At 23.4% G+C, this 18,231-nt stretch carries 19 protein-coding genes and 2 tRNA genes; 14 read left to right on the top strand and 7 right to left on the bottom strand.

Features of this window, described 5'->3' with window-relative positions; translation table 11 throughout:
* The first annotated feature begins 54 nt into the window (after window positions 1–54).
* The 3 genes from Lyticum_RS03180 to Lyticum_RS03170 all read left to right on the top strand — a co-directional run bounded on the left by Lyticum_RS03180 (window position 55) and on the right by Lyticum_RS03170 (window position 1,300).
* The gene (locus Lyticum_RS03180; RefSeq protein ID WP_322498885.1) at window positions 55–510 is read left to right on the top strand and encodes a F0F1 ATP synthase subunit B family protein; all 456 of its coding nucleotides are present in this window, start codon (window positions 55–57) and stop codon (window positions 508–510) included.
* A gap of 76 nt (window positions 511–586) precedes the next feature.
* On the top strand, window positions 587–1,138 hold the full coding sequence (locus Lyticum_RS03175; RefSeq protein WP_322498884.1) for a F0F1 ATP synthase subunit B family protein: 552 nt from the start codon (window positions 587–589) through the stop codon (window positions 1,136–1,138).
* An 85-nt stretch (window positions 1,139–1,223) separates the two neighbouring features.
* Window positions 1,224–1,300, top strand: a tRNA-Pro gene (locus Lyticum_RS03170).
* 424 nt (window positions 1,301–1,724) lie between these two features.
* Here Lyticum_RS03170 and Lyticum_RS03165 read toward each other — a convergent pair.
* From Lyticum_RS03165 to Lyticum_RS03150, 4 genes are all read right to left on the bottom strand, one after another.
* On the bottom strand, window positions 1,725–2,084 hold the full coding sequence (locus Lyticum_RS03165) for a hypothetical protein (RefSeq protein ID WP_322498883.1): 360 nt from the start codon (window positions 2,082–2,084) through the stop codon (window positions 1,725–1,727).
* 266 nt (window positions 2,085–2,350) lie between these two features.
* Window positions 2,351–2,719: a 50S ribosomal protein L20 gene (gene rplT / locus Lyticum_RS03160; RefSeq protein ID WP_322498882.1), complete on the bottom strand. Its 369-nt coding sequence runs from the start codon at window positions 2,717–2,719 to the stop codon at window positions 2,351–2,353.
* A 338-nt stretch (window positions 2,720–3,057) separates the two neighbouring features.
* On the bottom strand, window positions 3,058–3,330 hold the full coding sequence (gene yidD / locus Lyticum_RS03155) for a membrane protein insertion efficiency factor YidD (protein ID WP_407659028.1): 273 nt from the start codon (window positions 3,328–3,330) through the stop codon (window positions 3,058–3,060).
* A gap of 24 nt (window positions 3,331–3,354) precedes the next feature.
* Complete coding sequence (locus Lyticum_RS03150; protein WP_322498881.1) at window positions 3,355–4,521, bottom strand: hypothetical protein; 1,167 nt, start codon at window positions 4,519–4,521, stop codon at window positions 3,355–3,357.
* A gap of 134 nt (window positions 4,522–4,655) precedes the next feature.
* Between Lyticum_RS03150 and map the strand changes: the two genes are divergently transcribed.
* Window positions 4,656–5,441, top strand: coding sequence for a type I methionyl aminopeptidase (map, locus tag Lyticum_RS03145; protein ID WP_322498880.1), 786 nt, complete (start codon window positions 4,656–4,658; stop codon window positions 5,439–5,441).
* Here map and Lyticum_RS03140 read toward each other — a convergent pair.
* The gene (locus tag Lyticum_RS03140; protein ID WP_322498879.1) at window positions 5,438–5,650 is read right to left on the bottom strand and encodes a hypothetical protein; all 213 of its coding nucleotides are present in this window, start codon (window positions 5,648–5,650) and stop codon (window positions 5,438–5,440) included. The genes map and Lyticum_RS03140 overlap by 4 nt on opposite strands.
* A gap of 256 nt (window positions 5,651–5,906) precedes the next feature.
* Here Lyticum_RS03140 and frr point away from each other — a divergent pair, with 256 nt between their 5' ends.
* Window positions 5,907–6,497, top strand: a complete 591-nt coding sequence (frr, locus tag Lyticum_RS03135) for a ribosome recycling factor (protein ID WP_322498878.1) — start codon at window positions 5,907–5,909, stop codon at window positions 6,495–6,497.
* Between the two features lie 216 nt (window positions 6,498–6,713).
* Window positions 6,714–7,367 (top strand): phosphatase PAP2 family protein, encoded by a 654-nt coding sequence (locus Lyticum_RS03130; protein WP_322498877.1) that lies wholly within the window; start codon window positions 6,714–6,716, stop codon window positions 7,365–7,367.
* Window positions 7,368–7,419: 52 nt separating this feature from the next.
* Here the strand turns inward: Lyticum_RS03130 and Lyticum_RS03125 are convergent, their stop codons facing one another.
* Together Lyticum_RS03125 and Lyticum_RS03120 are read right to left on the bottom strand one after the other, a co-directional pair.
* Window positions 7,420–7,650: a DUF2312 domain-containing protein gene (locus Lyticum_RS03125; protein ID WP_322498876.1), complete on the bottom strand. Its 231-nt coding sequence runs from the start codon at window positions 7,648–7,650 to the stop codon at window positions 7,420–7,422.
* Between the two features lie 296 nt (window positions 7,651–7,946).
* On the bottom strand, window positions 7,947–10,202 hold the full coding sequence (locus tag Lyticum_RS03120; protein WP_322498875.1) for a ComEC/Rec2 family competence protein: 2,256 nt from the start codon (window positions 10,200–10,202) through the stop codon (window positions 7,947–7,949).
* Window positions 10,203–10,554: 352 nt separating this feature from the next.
* On the opposite strand from Lyticum_RS03120, the gene Lyticum_RS03115 reads away from it, so the two are divergent.
* The 8 genes from Lyticum_RS03115 (at window position 10,555) to Lyticum_RS03080 (ending at window position 18,221) form a co-directional block, all read left to right on the top strand.
* A tRNA-Ser gene (locus Lyticum_RS03115) sits at window positions 10,555–10,644 on the top strand.
* 298 nt (window positions 10,645–10,942) lie between these two features.
* On the top strand, window positions 10,943–11,476 hold the full coding sequence (rplF, locus tag Lyticum_RS03110; RefSeq protein WP_322498874.1) for a 50S ribosomal protein L6: 534 nt from the start codon (window positions 10,943–10,945) through the stop codon (window positions 11,474–11,476).
* A 202-nt stretch (window positions 11,477–11,678) separates the two neighbouring features.
* On the top strand, window positions 11,679–12,056 hold the full coding sequence (gene rplR, locus Lyticum_RS03105) for a 50S ribosomal protein L18 (RefSeq protein ID WP_322498873.1): 378 nt from the start codon (window positions 11,679–11,681) through the stop codon (window positions 12,054–12,056).
* A 169-nt stretch (window positions 12,057–12,225) separates the two neighbouring features.
* Complete coding sequence (locus Lyticum_RS03100; RefSeq protein WP_322498872.1) at window positions 12,226–13,746, top strand: bifunctional folylpolyglutamate synthase/dihydrofolate synthase; 1,521 nt, start codon at window positions 12,226–12,228, stop codon at window positions 13,744–13,746.
* A gap of 202 nt (window positions 13,747–13,948) precedes the next feature.
* Window positions 13,949–14,752 carry a division plane positioning ATPase MipZ gene (locus tag Lyticum_RS03095; RefSeq protein WP_322498871.1) on the top strand — a complete coding sequence of 268 codons (804 nt, stop codon included), beginning with the start codon at window positions 13,949–13,951 and terminating at the stop codon, window positions 14,750–14,752.
* A gap of 38 nt (window positions 14,753–14,790) precedes the next feature.
* Entirely contained in the window at window positions 14,791–16,101 is a 1,311-nt protein-coding gene (gene proS / locus Lyticum_RS03090; RefSeq protein WP_322498870.1) for a proline--tRNA ligase, read from the top strand.
* Between the two features lie 190 nt (window positions 16,102–16,291).
* Window positions 16,292–16,984: an RNase A-like domain-containing protein gene (locus tag Lyticum_RS03085; protein WP_322498869.1), complete on the top strand. Its 693-nt coding sequence runs from the start codon at window positions 16,292–16,294 to the stop codon at window positions 16,982–16,984.
* 28 nt (window positions 16,985–17,012) lie between these two features.
* A complete protein-coding gene (locus tag Lyticum_RS03080; RefSeq protein ID WP_322498868.1) occupies window positions 17,013–18,221 on the top strand; it encodes a hypothetical protein in 1,209 nt (402 codons plus the stop codon).
* Window positions 18,222–18,231: the final 10 nt, after the last annotated feature.

Here is an 18,231-nt window from a genome sequence, read left to right as displayed (position 1 = left end):
TGATAGGGTATTATCACTATTTTTTCTAAAAAATAAATTTTTGATATTTAATAAATGCCTCAATTAGATCCATCTAATTTTTCTAATCAAATAACTTGGTTATTTATTACATTTGTATCTTGTTATCTTTTAGTTCATTTTATTTTGATTCCAAATATTAAATTTTGTGTTTTTGCGAGAAGAAAACATATAGATGCGCTTCTATATGAAGCACAACAAGCTAATGCAATGGTGGAACAAATTATAGAACAAATGGAATCTTTAAAAGCTTATGCTAATTCACAAGCCGATTTTCTTTTAAAAAAATCTCAAATTGATGCTGTAAAAATAATTACAGAGTGCGTTTCTAAATTAAATGCTGATTTTATTACTTATATTAAAGAAATTGACGAAGAAAAAAAAGAACAATTAAAAAAAGTTGCACTTTTACTTCCAGAAATAGTTGTTGAAATCTCAAGCAATATTGAAAAAATTTGGATTTATAAAACACAATCAAATTTAATAATATAAAGATTATATATATTACTTTTATAAGTATAAAGCAATTTTATTAAAAAATTATTAAAATATTAAATTTTTATTATTTATGACGAACGTTTTTTTAAATGAAGGATTATGGATGTTTTTAGCACTTATCTCTTTGATATTTATTTCTTATAAGCCAGTTAAAAATAAGATTAAGATGTATCTTAATACAAAAATAATAGATTTAGAGAAAGAAATAGCTTCTGCAATAATGATTAAAGAAACTGCATCTTTAAAACTTCATGAGATTCAAGAAAAGCATAGAAAAGCTGTTGATGAGAGTCAAAGAATACAACAAGAAGCAAAAAACAGAGCTGATGAAATAATGCTAGAAACAAATAAAAAAATACAATCAATATCAAATCATAGTAAAGTTATGATAAATTTGTATAAAGAAAAGTCTGATAATGATATCGTAAACATACTAAAGAATGATGTTGTTTTGACAGTAATTAATATGTTAGAAAACAATCACATGAAATATTCACAAAATGATATGAATATTGATTCTCAAGATAATAATGACAATACAAGCAAAAATATTTCTGATAGTGAGCAAAATAATAATATAAATCAAGAAAATTTAGAAATACTAAAAAAGATATGGAATTGAGATTATAGATTATAATTATGAAATATCATTATAAATAGATATTGATTTATTATAAAAAATATGTATAATAAAAGTATGTATTTGACGGGGCATAGCGCAGCCTGGTAGCGCATCTGGTTTGGGACCAGAGGGTCGGGAGTTCGAATCTCTCTGCCCCGACCATTACTCTGATAAATTATCTCTAATATTATTTTATGAATAACTATAGCACAAGTTATGTTTTTTTAAAAAAAAGACTTATTTTGTTGAGCAGCTATTATATATAGTATATAGTTATTGTTAATATTATAAAAATCTATATAATAGTTAATATATAGTAATATAGTACAGTATATGTTTTTAATGTAAAAATATTTGATTTTTTTTGTATAGTGCTAAACAGCAGAGATAATACTCTAATTTATTATATTAGAATACTACAATTTTACTAGAAATATAACACATTCGTTTAGAATGCGTTTAATAAGATAAAATAAAAGCTATTTGTTTTAGACCAAAAAAAATAGCTTTTAAAAAGAAAAAAATAACCTAAAAAGTTAAAATTTTCTATTTGTTTTTTGTATTAAATTAAACATTAAAGAAGAAATTAATCACACATTACTCGGGTGGATTGTTGTTCTAATGGTATTTGAGCAAGAACAGGTTTTTTAGTAAAAGCTTCTATACCTCTAACCACCAATTCACCTATAACTGCAGAAAGTAATAATACAAAAGTACAAATAGCAGCAACAGCTAAACTACCAGAAATAGCACTACCAAATCTTCCAGGAAGCTTTTTATCAATTTTATCTAAACGTGCAAAATTCTTAACACTATTAATAGGATTATAATCAGCTTTTTTACTTGCACCAATTATAGCTCCCACTGTACCACCTATTATTCCACAAACAGCAAGAGAAGCTAATTCTTTCTTACTTTTAGCTATCTCATATATTTTTATAGTCATAGTATTTTTTTTTAAATTATATTATTATTTAATGAACTCATTAACTAAAGACTATAAAATATTTTATATCAGTAGTTAATAAAAAGATATAATACTTTAAATATTAAATTAATTCAAGTATTTTTCCTATTTTCTTATAAAAAATTTATAAGAGATCATATTATAAATAGAAAATTATCATATTTATTATAAAAATAAAGTTTTTTATATATAAAAAACAACTTTTACTGGTATTTTTAAATAAAATTAATAATACTATTAATAATTTAAATAGTAATATTATTCTTGTTACTAACTGTTTCTTTTATTAGAGATATAAGAACTTCAGGATGATAAATAGCAATTTCAGATAAACTTTTTCTATTAATATCTTTATTTGTATTTTTAAGATTATTAATAAACTGAGAGTAATTAAGACCATAACTTCTAACAGCAGCATTTATACGCATAATCCATATTCTACGAAAATTTCTTTTTCTATTTTTTCTATCACGGTATGAGTATTGAAGAGCTTTTTCTACTTTCTGTATTGCTATTCTAAAACAATTTTTAGATCTACCTCTGAAACCTTTGGCTAATTTTAAAATTTTTTTATGTTTTTCTTTTGCATTTACACCTCTTTTTATTCTAGTCATATTTTTTTATTTAAATTTTATTTAAAAATTAACAATTTTTATATTATTTATTATGTATAAAACATATGAAAACAAAATATATCAGCATACGAATTTTATAACAGTAATAATAATATGTCCAACATTATCTGAAGAAATATAGATTTCTATTAATAGAATCAAATAAAATAATAAAAGTAATAATAATACAATTTAATTTTTTTTATATTTTATCAATTAAAATATAGTTAATTAAAAATTATTAAAAATAATACTTTGATTTGTATTAATACTCCTTGGATATAAACTTCTAATACTAGATATTAATAATATCTATCTATAACAAATTATAATTATAATTATGGATAATCTACACCACCATTATTTCCAAAAGGATGACATTTTAAAATTCTAACTAAAATCATTCTTAATCCTAAGAAAATACCATATTTTTCTATTGCTAATAATGCATATTTTGAACAACTGGGGTAATAACGACAATTGTTATTAAAAATTAATGGAGAAATAAAAATACGATAAAAATTAATTATAATTTTTATAGATAATTTTAATATTTTAGTAATTATCAGTTTAACAATTTTAAAAAAAATAATAGTTTTATAAAAATTCATAAAAATTTATAAAATTGATTAAAATTAATTTTCTAATATGATATATGCTTTTCCATTTTTATTTTCTACTTTAATATTTTTTTCTTTTAATAAAGAACTAAGAACAATTGGAGGAACAGTATAATTAATTATAATATTATCAAAGTTTTTATATCCTAAATTCTCTTTAAACTCAATTTTATTAATTTCTTTAATTTCGTTCAAATTTTTTTCTACTAATGGCCAATCTTTTGATTTTATAAATAATATTGAGGAATAATTTTCATTATTGTGAAATTCATCTATTCCTTTCCATAACATATCTATTTTTTCTAATAAATTTTTTATAATTCTTTCTGTAAATATTATTTCATTTTCATTTTCTTTTTTTGTATAAGATATAAATTTATATTTATTACTTGTGTGATTTAAAAATCTTAAATTTATTTCTACACGATTATTATTAATAATATCTTCTATATATATAACAATAATATTTTCTGCACTATGATTTTTAAGAATTGGGATAAATTTATTATATGGTGCACTCATTGCTGTAATATGATCAATATCTATTAAATCTGTTATTTTCCATTGACGAAGTGTGAATTTTAAAAGTCCAATTTTATCTTCGTAATCACTAATTGATGATTGCCATATACTATTAGTCCATAATTTATACTTTTTAGACGAACGAACTATAGGAAAAATAACTATTTTAGGAGTATATTCTGTACCGTACCTTATTCCTTTATTATTAAGGAAGCTTTGCACTGCTTGAGGATTGAAGTGTATATCAAGTTTTGCACGATAGCTATTATGCGTTATTCTTTCCCAGACTATTTCTTTATGTTTAATCATGGGTAAAATTACATCATTATTTATTTTTAGAGATTTATTTTCTGTAATTCTACTTACTAAAATTCTCGTTGCTTCATGCTCAGCTTTAATAAAAGCTTGGCTTTTTGCTTCTTCTGATAAATCTGTAACTACAGAAACATCTATACCACGAACTATAAATGCATCATCTTTATTTATACTTGTTATTTCATCATTTATCTTTTTATCATATATGTTATATTCAGCATTCAAATTTGAAATTATAATAAAATTATTGACAAATAATAAAAAAAATAAAAAAATAAAAAACAATTTATTATTTGGTAATTTTTGTCTTATGATAAAATTTAAATTTATGTTTCTTTCTTTCATATTTTTATTTTAATATAAGATTTTCGGATATAGATTTAATATAAAAAACAACAAAATTATAGTTAGTTGTATTATTAATTATTTATTTGCAACTAATAAAAATGATAATCATAAAATATTACAGGTAATAGGTAATGACTAATGAAACTTATATATTATCAAAAGTAAATAATATTCCAGTTTATAATTCAGAATCTTTTTTTGAAATGAGAAAAGCTGGAGCTTTAGCATCTCATATTTTAAATTATATTACTCCTTATGTTGTTCCTGGTGTTGATACTGAATATTTAGATAAACTTTGTTATAATGAAATTATACGTCATAATGCACTTCCAGCTCCATTAGGCTATAAAGGTTATCCTAAGTCAATATGTACGTCTATTAATCATGTTATATGCCATGGAATCCCAAGCAAGGATATGATTCTAAAAGAAGGTGATATTGTTAATATAGATGTGACTGTTATTCTAAATGGATGGTATGGAGATACAAGTAGAATGTTTTTAGTAGGAGATAAAATTCTTCCTAATGCTAAAATGCTTTGTAAAGTAACATATGAAGCAATGATGTTAGCTATAGAGTCTGTTAAACCAGGTTTAAATTTATCAGAAGTTGGAAGAATTATTAATGATCATGCAAATGAAAACGGATATAGTGTAGTTCGTGATTTTTGTGGCCACGGAATTGGTAGAATTTTTCATGACGAACCACAAGTACTACACTATAAAAATAAAGGTAATATTATATTAGAGGAAGGAATGTTTTTTACTATAGAGCCAATGATAAACGAAGGATCATGGCAATCTAGTATTTTATCTGATGGCTGGACAGCAGTAACAAAAGACAGAAGTTTATCAGCACAATGGGAACATACAATTGGTGTAACAAGTAATGGGTATGAAATTTTCACATCCTATTAATTAATAAATACTTTTGAAATATTAGAAAAAATATGAGTTTTACTCAATATTGTAGATAGCACTTCGAGTAATATTATATCTATAACACACAAAACAACTGTTGTTATGAGAATAATATTCCCTAATAAACGAGATTTTTTATTAGCATCTTCTTTTATATTACTATATGTTAAAAAAAAAAGATTATTTTCCATTATCGAATTAAGCATAAAATAAATTTAATTAATAGTTAAAATAGTTAAGAATTTATTTATACATTATATTAATTTACTTATTAGTGCATTAATAATAATTAAAAATAATATAATATTACAAAAATTATAATATAAATACAATTTTACTTATAAAATAGATTTTATAATTAAAAGTAATTAGACTGTTGACTATAAATATAATTGAAGTATAAAATTTGTTTTGTTTCTAAAATTTAAATCAGAATAAAATTCTATATTATAAATAATTGATATGATTAAAGATTCTAAAATGTCACAGGAGTTTCCATTTATTGCTCATGATATAGATGATATGAATAAAAGGGTTGATGGAGCTAAAAATCAACTTGTTCATAAACTTAATAGCCTCAGAACAGGAAGGGCTTCTCCATCTATGGTAGAAAATATAAAAGTTGAAGTTTATGGAGATTTAAAAAAAATTAAAGAAATTTCAAGTATTACTGCTTCTGATGCTAGATGTATTGTAATAAAACTTTGGGATAAAAGTTTAGTTAAAGCGACAGAAAAAGCTATTAGAGAATCTGGGTTAGGATTTAATCCAATAATTGAAATTGATACATTAAGAGTTCCAGTGCCTGATATGACTGGTGATCAAAGAAATTTAATGGTGCGAAAAGCAAAAGAGTATTCTGAAGAGGCTAAAGTAGCAATAAGAAACATTCGTAGAGATATCATAGATATTATTAAAAAATTAGAAAAAAATAAAGAAGTATCAGAAGATGATTGCAAAAAAGCTAGTAAGAAAATACAGGATCAAATTAATGTATATATTGAAGATATTGATAAATTAGTGAAAGTAAAAATTCAAGAAATTGAAATATGATTGTTTATTTCTGTATATAAATTTTTTAATATAAATTTTATTTATAAATTTAATTTTTTATTATTATATTTAATATATATTATTTTTTTTAATAATATAAAATATATGTATTTATACAAAAAATAAAAAATAATTAACTTAAATTTTTTCATAATATCATTGATACGTTCTGTTTATCCGCTAATATTATCTTTATTTTTAATCTTTGCATTTAAATTGGTAATATTTAATAATTTTAATAATGAATATTCGCTTTTTGATAAAGAGTTTTTTATTTTTTTCAATAATTTATTAAATAAGTCAATTATTATAAAAATAATTGTTGCTGTACTAAATCACCCTTATGAGAAATTTTTAGGAATAGCAATAATGTTATCTTTTAATATATGGGGAATTCTTTCACAACCAAAGGAAAACAGGAAGAAAGCTTTTTTAATATTTATTTATTTTTGGATAAGTTTAGAAATATCTATTATTTTAAATAATAGAATTTTTCATAAAAAACTTCGTATAATGAGAGATTCACCAACTTTAGTACTAGAAGGAGTAAAATTATCAGAGATTTTTCCTAATTATGGTATTAAAGATCGTGCTATTGATTCGTTTCCCAGTGGACATGCATTTGTTATAATATTTTTTGCTCTATTTCAAACAAAAATTTTAGGGAGATGTCATATTGCAACAGTTTTTATAACTGTTTTTTGGTGTTTACCTAGAATAATTGTTGGCGCACATTGGTTTAGTGATGTAGCATTTGGTGGAACTATGGGATGGTTTTTTTATGAAAATTCGATAATATTATTAAATATGATAATTTTTATTAAAGAGTATTTTAGTAAAAAACTAAAAACCAAAAAAACTAGAAAATAATTTCTACCTATTAAATTTTATATTTTATATTTCTGAATTAGATATAAATTTTTTAAGAATCTAAAGCATTCATATAAGTTTCAATAAGTATTTCCATTTCTTTAAGTTCTTCGTCTTTCATACGACGCATTTTAATAACTTGACGCATAGCTTTTGTATCAAATCCCTCTGATTTAGCTTCGTTGTATATTTCTGTTATAGATTTTGATAATTCTTTTTTTTCTTCTTCTAAATATTCAACTTTTTCTATATATGATTTTAGTTTTAAATTAAATTCAGACATTAAATAATTAATTATTTTAAATTAAGTGAAAAATTTGTAAATGAATTTTTATTTTTAACATAATAAGAAAATAATTACTAGTATTAAATTATATTAAAAATTTTAATACATATTTTTTAAGGAAGTTTTTATTGATTAATAAATAAATAAAATATATCAAACTATTATTTATACTTTTTTTGTAAATCGCAAAATCTCTAAATTAAATTCTTTTTTACTTAATTACTAATTAAATTCTATAATATTAGAAGTAGAATTTATTATCAAATCAAGAAAATTAAATTATATTAAAAATTTTAATACATATTTTTTAAAGAAGTTTTTATTGTTATTAGTATTGATAATATATCTTCCTTATTATTTGCATCATCTTTAATATTTACACAAAATTCTTTTTTATAATTGAGATTTTTTTGATTAATATTTTGTATATTATTATATTTATTGAATAAGATATAAGAATCACAATTTGATTTTATAAACTTTAAAAAAAAAGCATGAGTTCCATATTTTTGTAAATCTAATTCTGATATTTTAAACTGATTATAGTCATTTTTATTATCTATAGTATATAAAGTCAGAATTTTTCTATCTGATAAATTATCGGATCTAGTATTTTCAATATCACGAAAAATATTTTTTTTATCTTTCTTTTTTTCAATTTCATATTTTTTTAAAGTTATTTTACCGATTTTTTTATTTGAATGACAAATGTTACAAAAGATGTTATTACATTCTTTCATTTTTAATGATTGTAAGCTTTTTTCTGTAAAATTATTTTTACCTATAAGTTGTATCCATGTTTTACTTGTATATTTTTCAATTTGTTTTGATGATATTAGTAATCCATTAAAATTCTCAATCTTTGATTCACAAATAAGAGAATTATTAATAGCATATATTTTGCCATTACCAGAAATAACTATATCAGGAATTGTATTATGATTAATAAATAAAATATAGAATAAATTTAATAAATATAGAAAAAAAGATATTTTTTTTAAAAATTCTCCTTTTGACATACATATAATATAAAAACTTACGCTAGATATAATAATAAATTCGTCTGAAATTTGTGATATATATATTACAGATCCAGGTAATGAATTCACTATTTCTGAAACTTTAAGAATAAGAAATATACCCCAACTCATTGGAGTTAGGGAAATAGAGTGTAATTTTAATGGCATTAAAATTAAACTAATAATACCTAATGGCATAACTATTATATTAGTTACTGGTACGCATATTAAATTAGCTATGATGCTATATAATGAAATTTGTTGAAAATGATATGCTATGAAAGGTCCAGTTGCTATTGCAGCAACTGCTGAAGAAATAATCAAATCACGGATTTGATAAAATATTTTATATAAGATATTTATATGCATTGATTGATTATTAATACTAAATTTTTTAATATTTTTATTATTTTTTTTTAAAAATCTAAAAGTAATTATTAATGATAAAGAGGCTGAAAAAGACATCTGAAAACCAGGAGAAAATAAATTTTCTGGTGTAATCAGAATAATGATGCAGGCTATTATAGCTATAGCTCGAACAGGATGAAAATTTCTTCCTAAAATAATTGATAAAAATAAAATAGTTGATGTTCCAACTGCTCTCTGAGCTGAAACTGGTGACCCTGCAATTATCATATATAAAAATATTCCTACTATAGAGATTGCAGCTGCAAATCGCTCAACTCCATATTTTAATGCAATATAGCTAAATCTCTTATTTATATTTTTTATAGCTAAAAAAATAATCCCTGCTACTGAAATGACATGTAATCCAGAAATAGCTACTATATGTGCTGTTCCTGCCCCACGTAATATTTTTATAGCATTTAATGGTATTTCTGTGGTCTCACCTATAATCATAGCATTTACAATTGAACTATAGGGTTGATCAATACTTGATTTTACTTTTAATGATATTACTTCTCTAATTTTGTTGATTATATATTCAGATTTTTTTAGAAATTTTTCATAAAAATTTTTATTTTCTGAAATATATAATTTTTTATTCCATTTTTTAGCAATTTCTATAGCATAATCTTTTTTTATTACCCTAATTTTTCCAGTAGTATAACCAATTGCGCAAATCTTATTAAAAAAATAAAATTTTTTAATATCAAATGATCCAGGATATATTGGTGAAGGAGGACTAATTAGTCTAACCCTTGAAATTATAAAATCTCCTATACGAAATTCTTTTCTATCTTCTGATTTAGTATTGATTCTAATCTGATAAATTTCTTCATTAATATCTTTAGAAATTACATGTTTTATATAAAGTCTATAATCTTTCTCTCTTCGTTCTATTTTTTGAACTTCTCCAATAATTGTTGTGGATATTGAGCTAAATTCTACTTTTGGTAAATAAACAACTATATTTCTTATATAAGATGATAAATATCCTATTAATATTAATGAAATAATAATTATTATCTTATTTAATTTATAATTAAAAAAAATAATATTTTTAAAAGAAAAAATTAATTTTTCTGATCTATAAATTAGTATAAAAATTAAACTACATATTAACAATATAGTAGCTTTTATTAAAAAATAAATTTTCTGATTATAATATATATTTTTATATATATTTTTGATATTATCAAATATACTATTATAAGTAGTAATATTCCATTGTTCAAAGAAAATACTTATTCCTAATGCTATGAATAAAGGATACCATAAAACTAAATTAAAATACTCATTTTCAATTTCTTGGCATATTTTATGAAATAATTTAAAAAAATTATTAATAAATTTAGTAATTAATAAAATTAATATAAATTATAATTATTTGATAAATTAAAAGTAAATAATATTTTTATATACCTGAATATAATAATCTCTTGCAATAAATATTTATTTTGCTATAGTCGTCTGATAAGGATGGATGGCCGAGCGGTTTAAGGCACCGGTCTTGAAAACCGACGTATGTGAAAGCGTACCGTGGGTTCGAATCCCACTCCATCCGCCATTTTGCTTTATTAGTTTCATATTTTTCTATTTTTTTATATACAGTTACAAAATATTTTTTTGATACCATATCAATATTATTAGTATTCTTTTATAAAAAAATTGTAAAAAATAACGAATTATAATTTCTAATATATAAGATTAGCAATTATATAATAGCGATTTTTTAAAATCTTACAAAATTATAAAACATTAAAGAAAAGTTTATTGACAGTTTGAACACAATTGTTAATATGAAGTGTGAAATAATGTTATTTAACATTGAATAGATTCGTATAATAATATAAATATTTTTTTCTATGTCTAGAATAGGAAAATTGCCAATAGCAATACCAAAATCAGTAAAAGTAATCAATGATAACTCAAGTCTCTCTGTTACAGGACCATTAGGTATATTGAATATTGTTTTGCCTAAACAAGTGAATTTATCGATAGATGATGAATATATAAAGCTCTGTATTTCTGATAAAAATTGTAAGAAATCTAAATCTCTTTGGGGATTATTCAGAGCCCTCATTAATAATATGGTTGTAGGAGTTCAAAACGGCTTCTGTAAAAATCTAGTCATATATGGTGTTGGATATAAAGCAGATTTATTTGGTAGATATATAAAACTCAGTTTGGGTAAAAGCCATGACATATTTTATGAAATACCAAATGGCATAGAAGTCTCTGTACCAAAGCAAACAGAAATTACTATCACTGGAATTAATAAACAAGTAGTTTCAAATTTCGCTGCTGAAATAAAAAGACTTTGCAGAAAAGATCCTTATAAAGGTAAGGGTATATATAATAAAGATCAAGAAAGAAAACTTAAAAAAGTCAAAAAGTAATTTATTTATATCAAACCATATATTGATTTTAATCAAGATCTTTAATTTTATTTTTAGAAATACTCTTAAATATAATTCTTAAGGATTAATTGTATATTATATCATTAATTTTATTATTGTATTAAAAATAATAAATAATATATATAATTAGATATTAGTTTTATATTATTAACTTAACTATATTAAAAAATAAAAAGTTTTTATGAATAAAAAACAAAAAGCAAAAATTAGACGTGCTGAAAGGGTGCGCTATAAAATTAGAAAAATATGCAGAGAAACAGGAACACATCGTTTATCAGTAAAAAAAACTAATCTTCATATTTATGCACAAATAATTGACGATAGGTGTGGTAAAACTATAGTTTCTTATTCGACTCTAAAAGAAAAAGATCCGACTAAAAACAAAATAAGAGTTAATATGTCTAATAAGCAAAATGCAAAAAAAGTTGGTGAGCAAATTGCTTCTCTTGCTTTAAAAGCTGGAATAGAAAAAGTTGTTTTTGATAGAGGTGAGAGACGTTATCATGGTTGCATTGCGGAATTAGCTCAAGCTGCAAGACAAACTGGTCTTAAAATTTAAATTAAAAAATTATAACAATAGGACTAATTAAATAAAATTAATTTATATTATGTTATAGAAAGGAATTTATATTTTTTTATAAAGTTTTTATAAAGTTGTAATATAACAAATTTATTGATATGTGATACTTAATTAACTGTATTTTAATTTAAATTATAATTTTTTAAGTATGGCAAAATTTCCACATTGGCCTTTGCCTCATCATGGTCGTTTTATATTAGGTTTAGATAAAATGGTGGCAGCAGTTGATAGACTGAGGAGTCCTCATCTAAAAATTCCACCCGTTGTTCATGTTACAGGTACAAATGGCAAAGGTTCTACATGTGCTAATTTATCAAGCATATTTAAAGAGAGTGGATACTCATGGCATCGATATACTTCTCCTCATTTAATGCAATTTAATGAACGAATTGTGATTAACGGTCAAGAAATTGATGATATTCATTTATTTCAATTTTTAGAAGAATGCCGTATGAAATGCGATGATATACCACTATCATTTTTTGAAGGTACAACTGCAGCTGCTTTTTTAGCTTTTTCAAAATATCAAGCTGATGTTTTAGTCATGGAAGTTGGAATGGGTGGAAGATATGATGCTACTAATATTATAGAATCACCTCTGATGACTATTATAACTCCTATATCATTTGATCATACAGAATACCTTGGTGATACAATTGGATTAATTGCTGCAGAGAAAGCTGAAATAATAAAGCCATCATGTTATTGTGTTATATCATGGCAATTAGAAGAAGCAATGGATATATTAGTACAAAAATGTGAAAAATTATCTGTACCTTATCTTGCATGGGGAATAAATTGGATTTTTAAAAAAGTTGAGAACAAAGGATTTATTATTTACATTAAATGTCCATTAGAGTATATATCAGAAGATTTTATTTATGATTATAATATCACTAAAAATAAAGATGATATTGATGAAATAAATAATAGTGATAAAAATAATAGTGATAAAAATATAACTCAAAAAATAATTGATGAAACTTTTTTGCCTAGTGAGAATATTGTATTAAGAAATGATGATAATGAAACATATTTGGAAATTGAATTAATTTTGCCAAGACCTGGATTAATTGGAATACATCAATATATTAATGCAGCTACTAGTGCAGTATCTGCTTGGTGGTTGTCAAAAATGAAAAAATTAAATTCTTCTTACAAATTAAATAATTATTCGAAAATCAATATTAATAATATTGCTAATGGTTTAACTAAAGCAAAATGGATTGGTAGAATGGAAAGAATTACCAATGGATTTTTGGGAAAAATTGTACCTCAACATAGTGAATTATGGTTAGATGGTGCTCATAATCCAGCGGGAGCCGAGATGCTTAGTGCAAGCTTACTAGATATGCAACCTCAATTACCACTTTATGTAATAAATGGTCGTACTATGCAACGTGATATAAAAGGATTCTTACAATTCTTTTTAGGAAAAGCACGTATGGTTTGTGGAGTTCTTGTTGTTTCTGAGCCATCTGGTGAAAAAGCTGAAAATATAAGAGATGTAGCACAAGAAATGGGTTTTATTGCAACTGCAGCAGATAGTTTATTAGATGCTGTTAAAATATGCTTAGCTGATGCTAAAGGGATGCCATGTAGAATTATAATATGTGGATCATTATATTTAGCTGGAGATGTTCTATTAGCTAATAAGGGCATAGGTTAATAAAATAATTATAATAAAATAATTAATATAATAATATATAAATTCATTCAAAAATATTTTAGATAATTGTATTATATTTTAGTATATTTAAATTCACTATTTTGTTTATAAATACTATAAAATATTTTAAATATTTTATTTTAGGGTTTAAAATGATGTTATTTTTTATTTAATATTATATTAATTTGCGTTTTTATTAGTTATGGCAAAAATTATTGTTTTTGGGAATGAAAAAGGTGGTTCTGGGAAAAGTACGATTTGTATTCATGTCATTACAGCATTATGTAAACTTGGTTTTAAAGTTCTTGCTATTGATTTTGATATTTATCAACACTCACTTTTTAATTATATTGAGAATAGAAAAATTACTTCTGAATTATATAATCTTAATCTTGAGATGCCATGTTTAATACCTTCTTTAAATATATCTGAAGAAGATGTTAAAAATTTAATTGATAAAAATTCTGATTATGATTTTATTCTCATTGATACTCCAGGAAATCATAGTTCCCTAAATAGAATTGCACATTCTTATGCTGATTATCTGGTAACTCCGATAAATCCAAGTTATATAGATTTAGAAGTTATTGGGTATGTGGATAAAAAGAATTCAGAAAGGATTATTCCTGGTGTTTATAGTGCAATGCTTTTTGAGCAGAGAATAAAAAGAGCAGCAAGAGATGGAAAAAGGATAGACTGGATTGTTGTATTAAATAATATGCCAGCTACTAAAAATATTCGTAATTCTATACAAATTAAACTTTATTTAAACAACTTTGCTAAAAAAATGGGATTTAGATTAGGAAGTAGTTTATGTGATAGAGTAATTTATAAAGAACTATATTCATTAGGTGTTACACTCTATGACAGGGATAGTATAAAAAAATTAAAATCTCTTAAGATTTCTCCATCTCTTCTTGCTGCAAGGCAAGAAATTAAATCAATGTTAAAGTCTTTACAAATCTCAGAAATAATATCTAAATTAAATATAATTGAAAAATATTAACTTTTAGTGATATAAAATTTTTAATTTTTTATAAAAATATGTTTCTTATAAATTATCTTCTTCCAATTTCAAAAGAAAATCCTAATGATGCTGTAATAAAATCACATCAACTTATGATTAAATCAGGTATGATACATAAAGTTGGAAGTGGTGTATATAGTTGGCTTCCTATTGGACTACGTGTTTTGCATAAAGTTATAGATATTATACGTTTTGAGATGAATAATATAGGTTGTTTAGAAGTTAGCACACCATCCATGCAACCATTTGAACTTTGGAAAAAATCTGGACGTCATAGCGATAATGGAGATCTTTCAGCAGAAACATTAGTAGCAGTTGATCGTCATGGTAATAAGTTGATTTATAGTCCTACTGCTGAAGAAGTTTTTACTGAATTATTTGGAGATTGTATTAAATCATATAAGAATTTGCCAATTGTTTTATATCAAATAAGCACTAAATTTCGTGATGAAATTAGGCCAAGATTCGGGTTAATGCGTGGTAGAGAATTTTTGATGAAAGATGCTTACTCTTTTGATATAGATCAAAAAAATTCTTTGAAGAATTATGAAAATATTTTAAAAGCCTATTTAAAAATCTTTAAACAATGTGAATTGAGCGCAATTCCTGTTTTAGCACCTACTGGATCAATCGGAGGAGATTATTCACATGAGTTTCATATAGTTTCTGATACTGGAGAAAGTACTATTTATTATGATTCTTCAGTTATTAATGACATTGAAAACCAGAATATATCATTGGAAAATCTGAACTCCTACTATATATGTGAAGAAGAAAAACATAAATATAATAATAAAAAACCTATAAATATAAAAGGAGAATTAATAGAAACTAAAAGTATTGAAGTAGGACATATTTTTCATTTGGGAACAAAGTATAGTAAATCTATGAATGTGAAAGTACAAGGATACAATGGAGAATTATTTTATCCATCAATGGGTTGTTATGGTATAGGGGTATCAAGACTTATATGTGCTATAATAGAATGTTATAATGATGAGAGGGGAATAATTTGGCCTAAAAAGTTAGCTCCATTTAAAGTAATTATTATTAATATTAATAATAATTGTGAAAAGTGTGATCAAGTTAGTACAAAAATATATTATGAATTAAATAATATGGGGTTTGAACCTTTATATGATAATACAGATGATTCAATAGGAAAAAAATTTGCTAGAGCTGATTTAATAGGTATACCAGTACAAATAGTTATAAGTACTAAAAATATCAAAGAAGATAAAATAGAATTAAAATTTCGTCAAAAAATAGAAAGTATTTTTTTAGAGCAAGAAAATATAATTAATTATATAAAATTTGTATTAAATTAATGGTATATAATAAAATTACATAAAAAATGAAATATATTGGCGATGCAAAAATTAAAAAATTAATTGCTTATTAACTTTTATTATGTTCTATGTTTTCTTGATTTTGTTTAATATTTGATTCTATTCAAGTTAGAGATAAATATATATAATTTGTAATATTAAAAAAGAAATATTATTATTAGTACTTAATATGTATAAGTTTAATTTACGTAAAAAAAAATACTTTTTAGTTATTTTTTTTGTTTTTTATTATATAAATATCAATATTCCTATTTTATTTGCTAAGAATGATGAGGCTATAAATATTGATGATAAATCTTTAACTAAAATATCTTTTCCTTTAGAAAAAATAGAAGAAATAATTAACTCCTTTAATCTTAAAGAAAATGATAGTAATCATAAAAATGCAAAAACAATTAGTAAACATGTTGAAAAATCATATGATTGGTTAAAAAATAATATAAATGAATTAAAATCTCCAAAAAAAAGAATTCAAGTTAAAAGTAGTTTTTCTAGTTTAAAAACTGCTGATCAAACAATAAAAGAAGCTTTAATTCACAATAAGAACAAAATATATGAATGGATAAATTTTAATAAGTGTATTTTTAATAAGAAGAAAACGAATAAAGCAAAAAGAAAGTGTGATAGTATTCGTCTAATTTATAATGCACAATCTAATGTCGGATATGGAATAATTCAATATATTATTGAAAATGAAAATTTGCCAAAATCACCAATAATAAAGAATTATGAAACTAATACTATTGTAGTAATACTAAAAAAAGATTTACAAAATGTAAGTAATCCTTTTTATGTTTTGAGTGCATACCCTTATCAAACTAAAAAAAATTTGCAAAATAAAGAATTAAATAACGAAAAATAGATAGAATTTAAAATAATATTAGCTCATTATGAATTTACATAGAAAAAGCATACTTCTTCTTGGTGGTACAGGTTCTATTGGATCACAAGTATGTAATATCGTTGCTCAATATCCTGATATATTTCATGTAAAAACTATTATTTGTAAAGGTGATAATCCAAGATATATTGCTGCGCTGGCTAAAAAGTTACGTGTTAATAAAATTGTTACTAATAATCATGATACAAACGATTTGCGTATTCTTCTTTCACAGCAAAATACAAGCTGTTTAGTAAATGGAGGTAATGATGCAGTAATTGATGCTTGTCAAAATAAACATGATATTTGTATATCAGCAATATCTGGTATTGCTGCTCTTCTTCCATTAATTGCAGCAATACCTTATTGTGAGACAATAGGCTTAGCTAATAAAGAAAGTATTATTTGTTTAGGAGATTATATTATCAAGCAAGCAAAAAAACATGATACTAAAATTATACCTTTAGATTCAGAGCATAATGCATTATTTGAACTTTTAGGTTTAGATGATATTGTAAAAAATAATATTGATTTAAATAGTATAAGAAAAATTATTATAACAGCTTCTGGCGGTCCTCTTTGGAAATTTTCTACAAAAGAAATGGATCAATTACCACAGGAAAAAGTACTAAAACATCCTACATGGGGTATGGGTCAAAAAATTAGCATTGATTCAGCAACTATGATTAATAAAGGATTTGAAATAGTTGAAGTTGAAAGATTATTTAATATAAAAGTTGAAGATGTAGAAGTTATAGTCAATAGACAATCTCTAATACATGCTGGAATATCTTACAAAAATGGATCTACTAATATGTATTTTGGACCTACTACTATGGAAATCCCAATAGCAAATTTTCTCTTTAAAAAAAGTGGTCATCAACATAATATTGAAAATATCGATTTTGCATCTCTTGAAGGTATTGAATTCAATCAACCAGATGATAGTAGATTTCCTTTACTTAAATTTGCAGTTGATTGTTATAAGCATAGTAGACAGGCATTAGTTGCACTTAATGCTGCAAATGAGTCTACTGTCAAAGCATATATTGAGAAAAAAATAAAATTTACAGATATTGCAAAAATAAATATGATAGCAGTCGATGAAGCGAATAAAAAAAATCATCCTGTTGAAACACCAGCAGAATTAATTCATTATCATGATATAGTTTCAGCACTTGTTTATAAGCATATCTTTCAACATCATCAATATTGTTAATTATGTTAAT

This window comes from Lyticum sinuosum, from assembly GCF_034471385.1.
In the GTDB taxonomy this organism is placed as follows: Bacteria; Pseudomonadota; Alphaproteobacteria; order Rickettsiales; family Midichloriaceae; genus Lyticum; species Lyticum sinuosum.
This window is presented reverse-complemented; position numbering and strand designations above follow the sequence as displayed.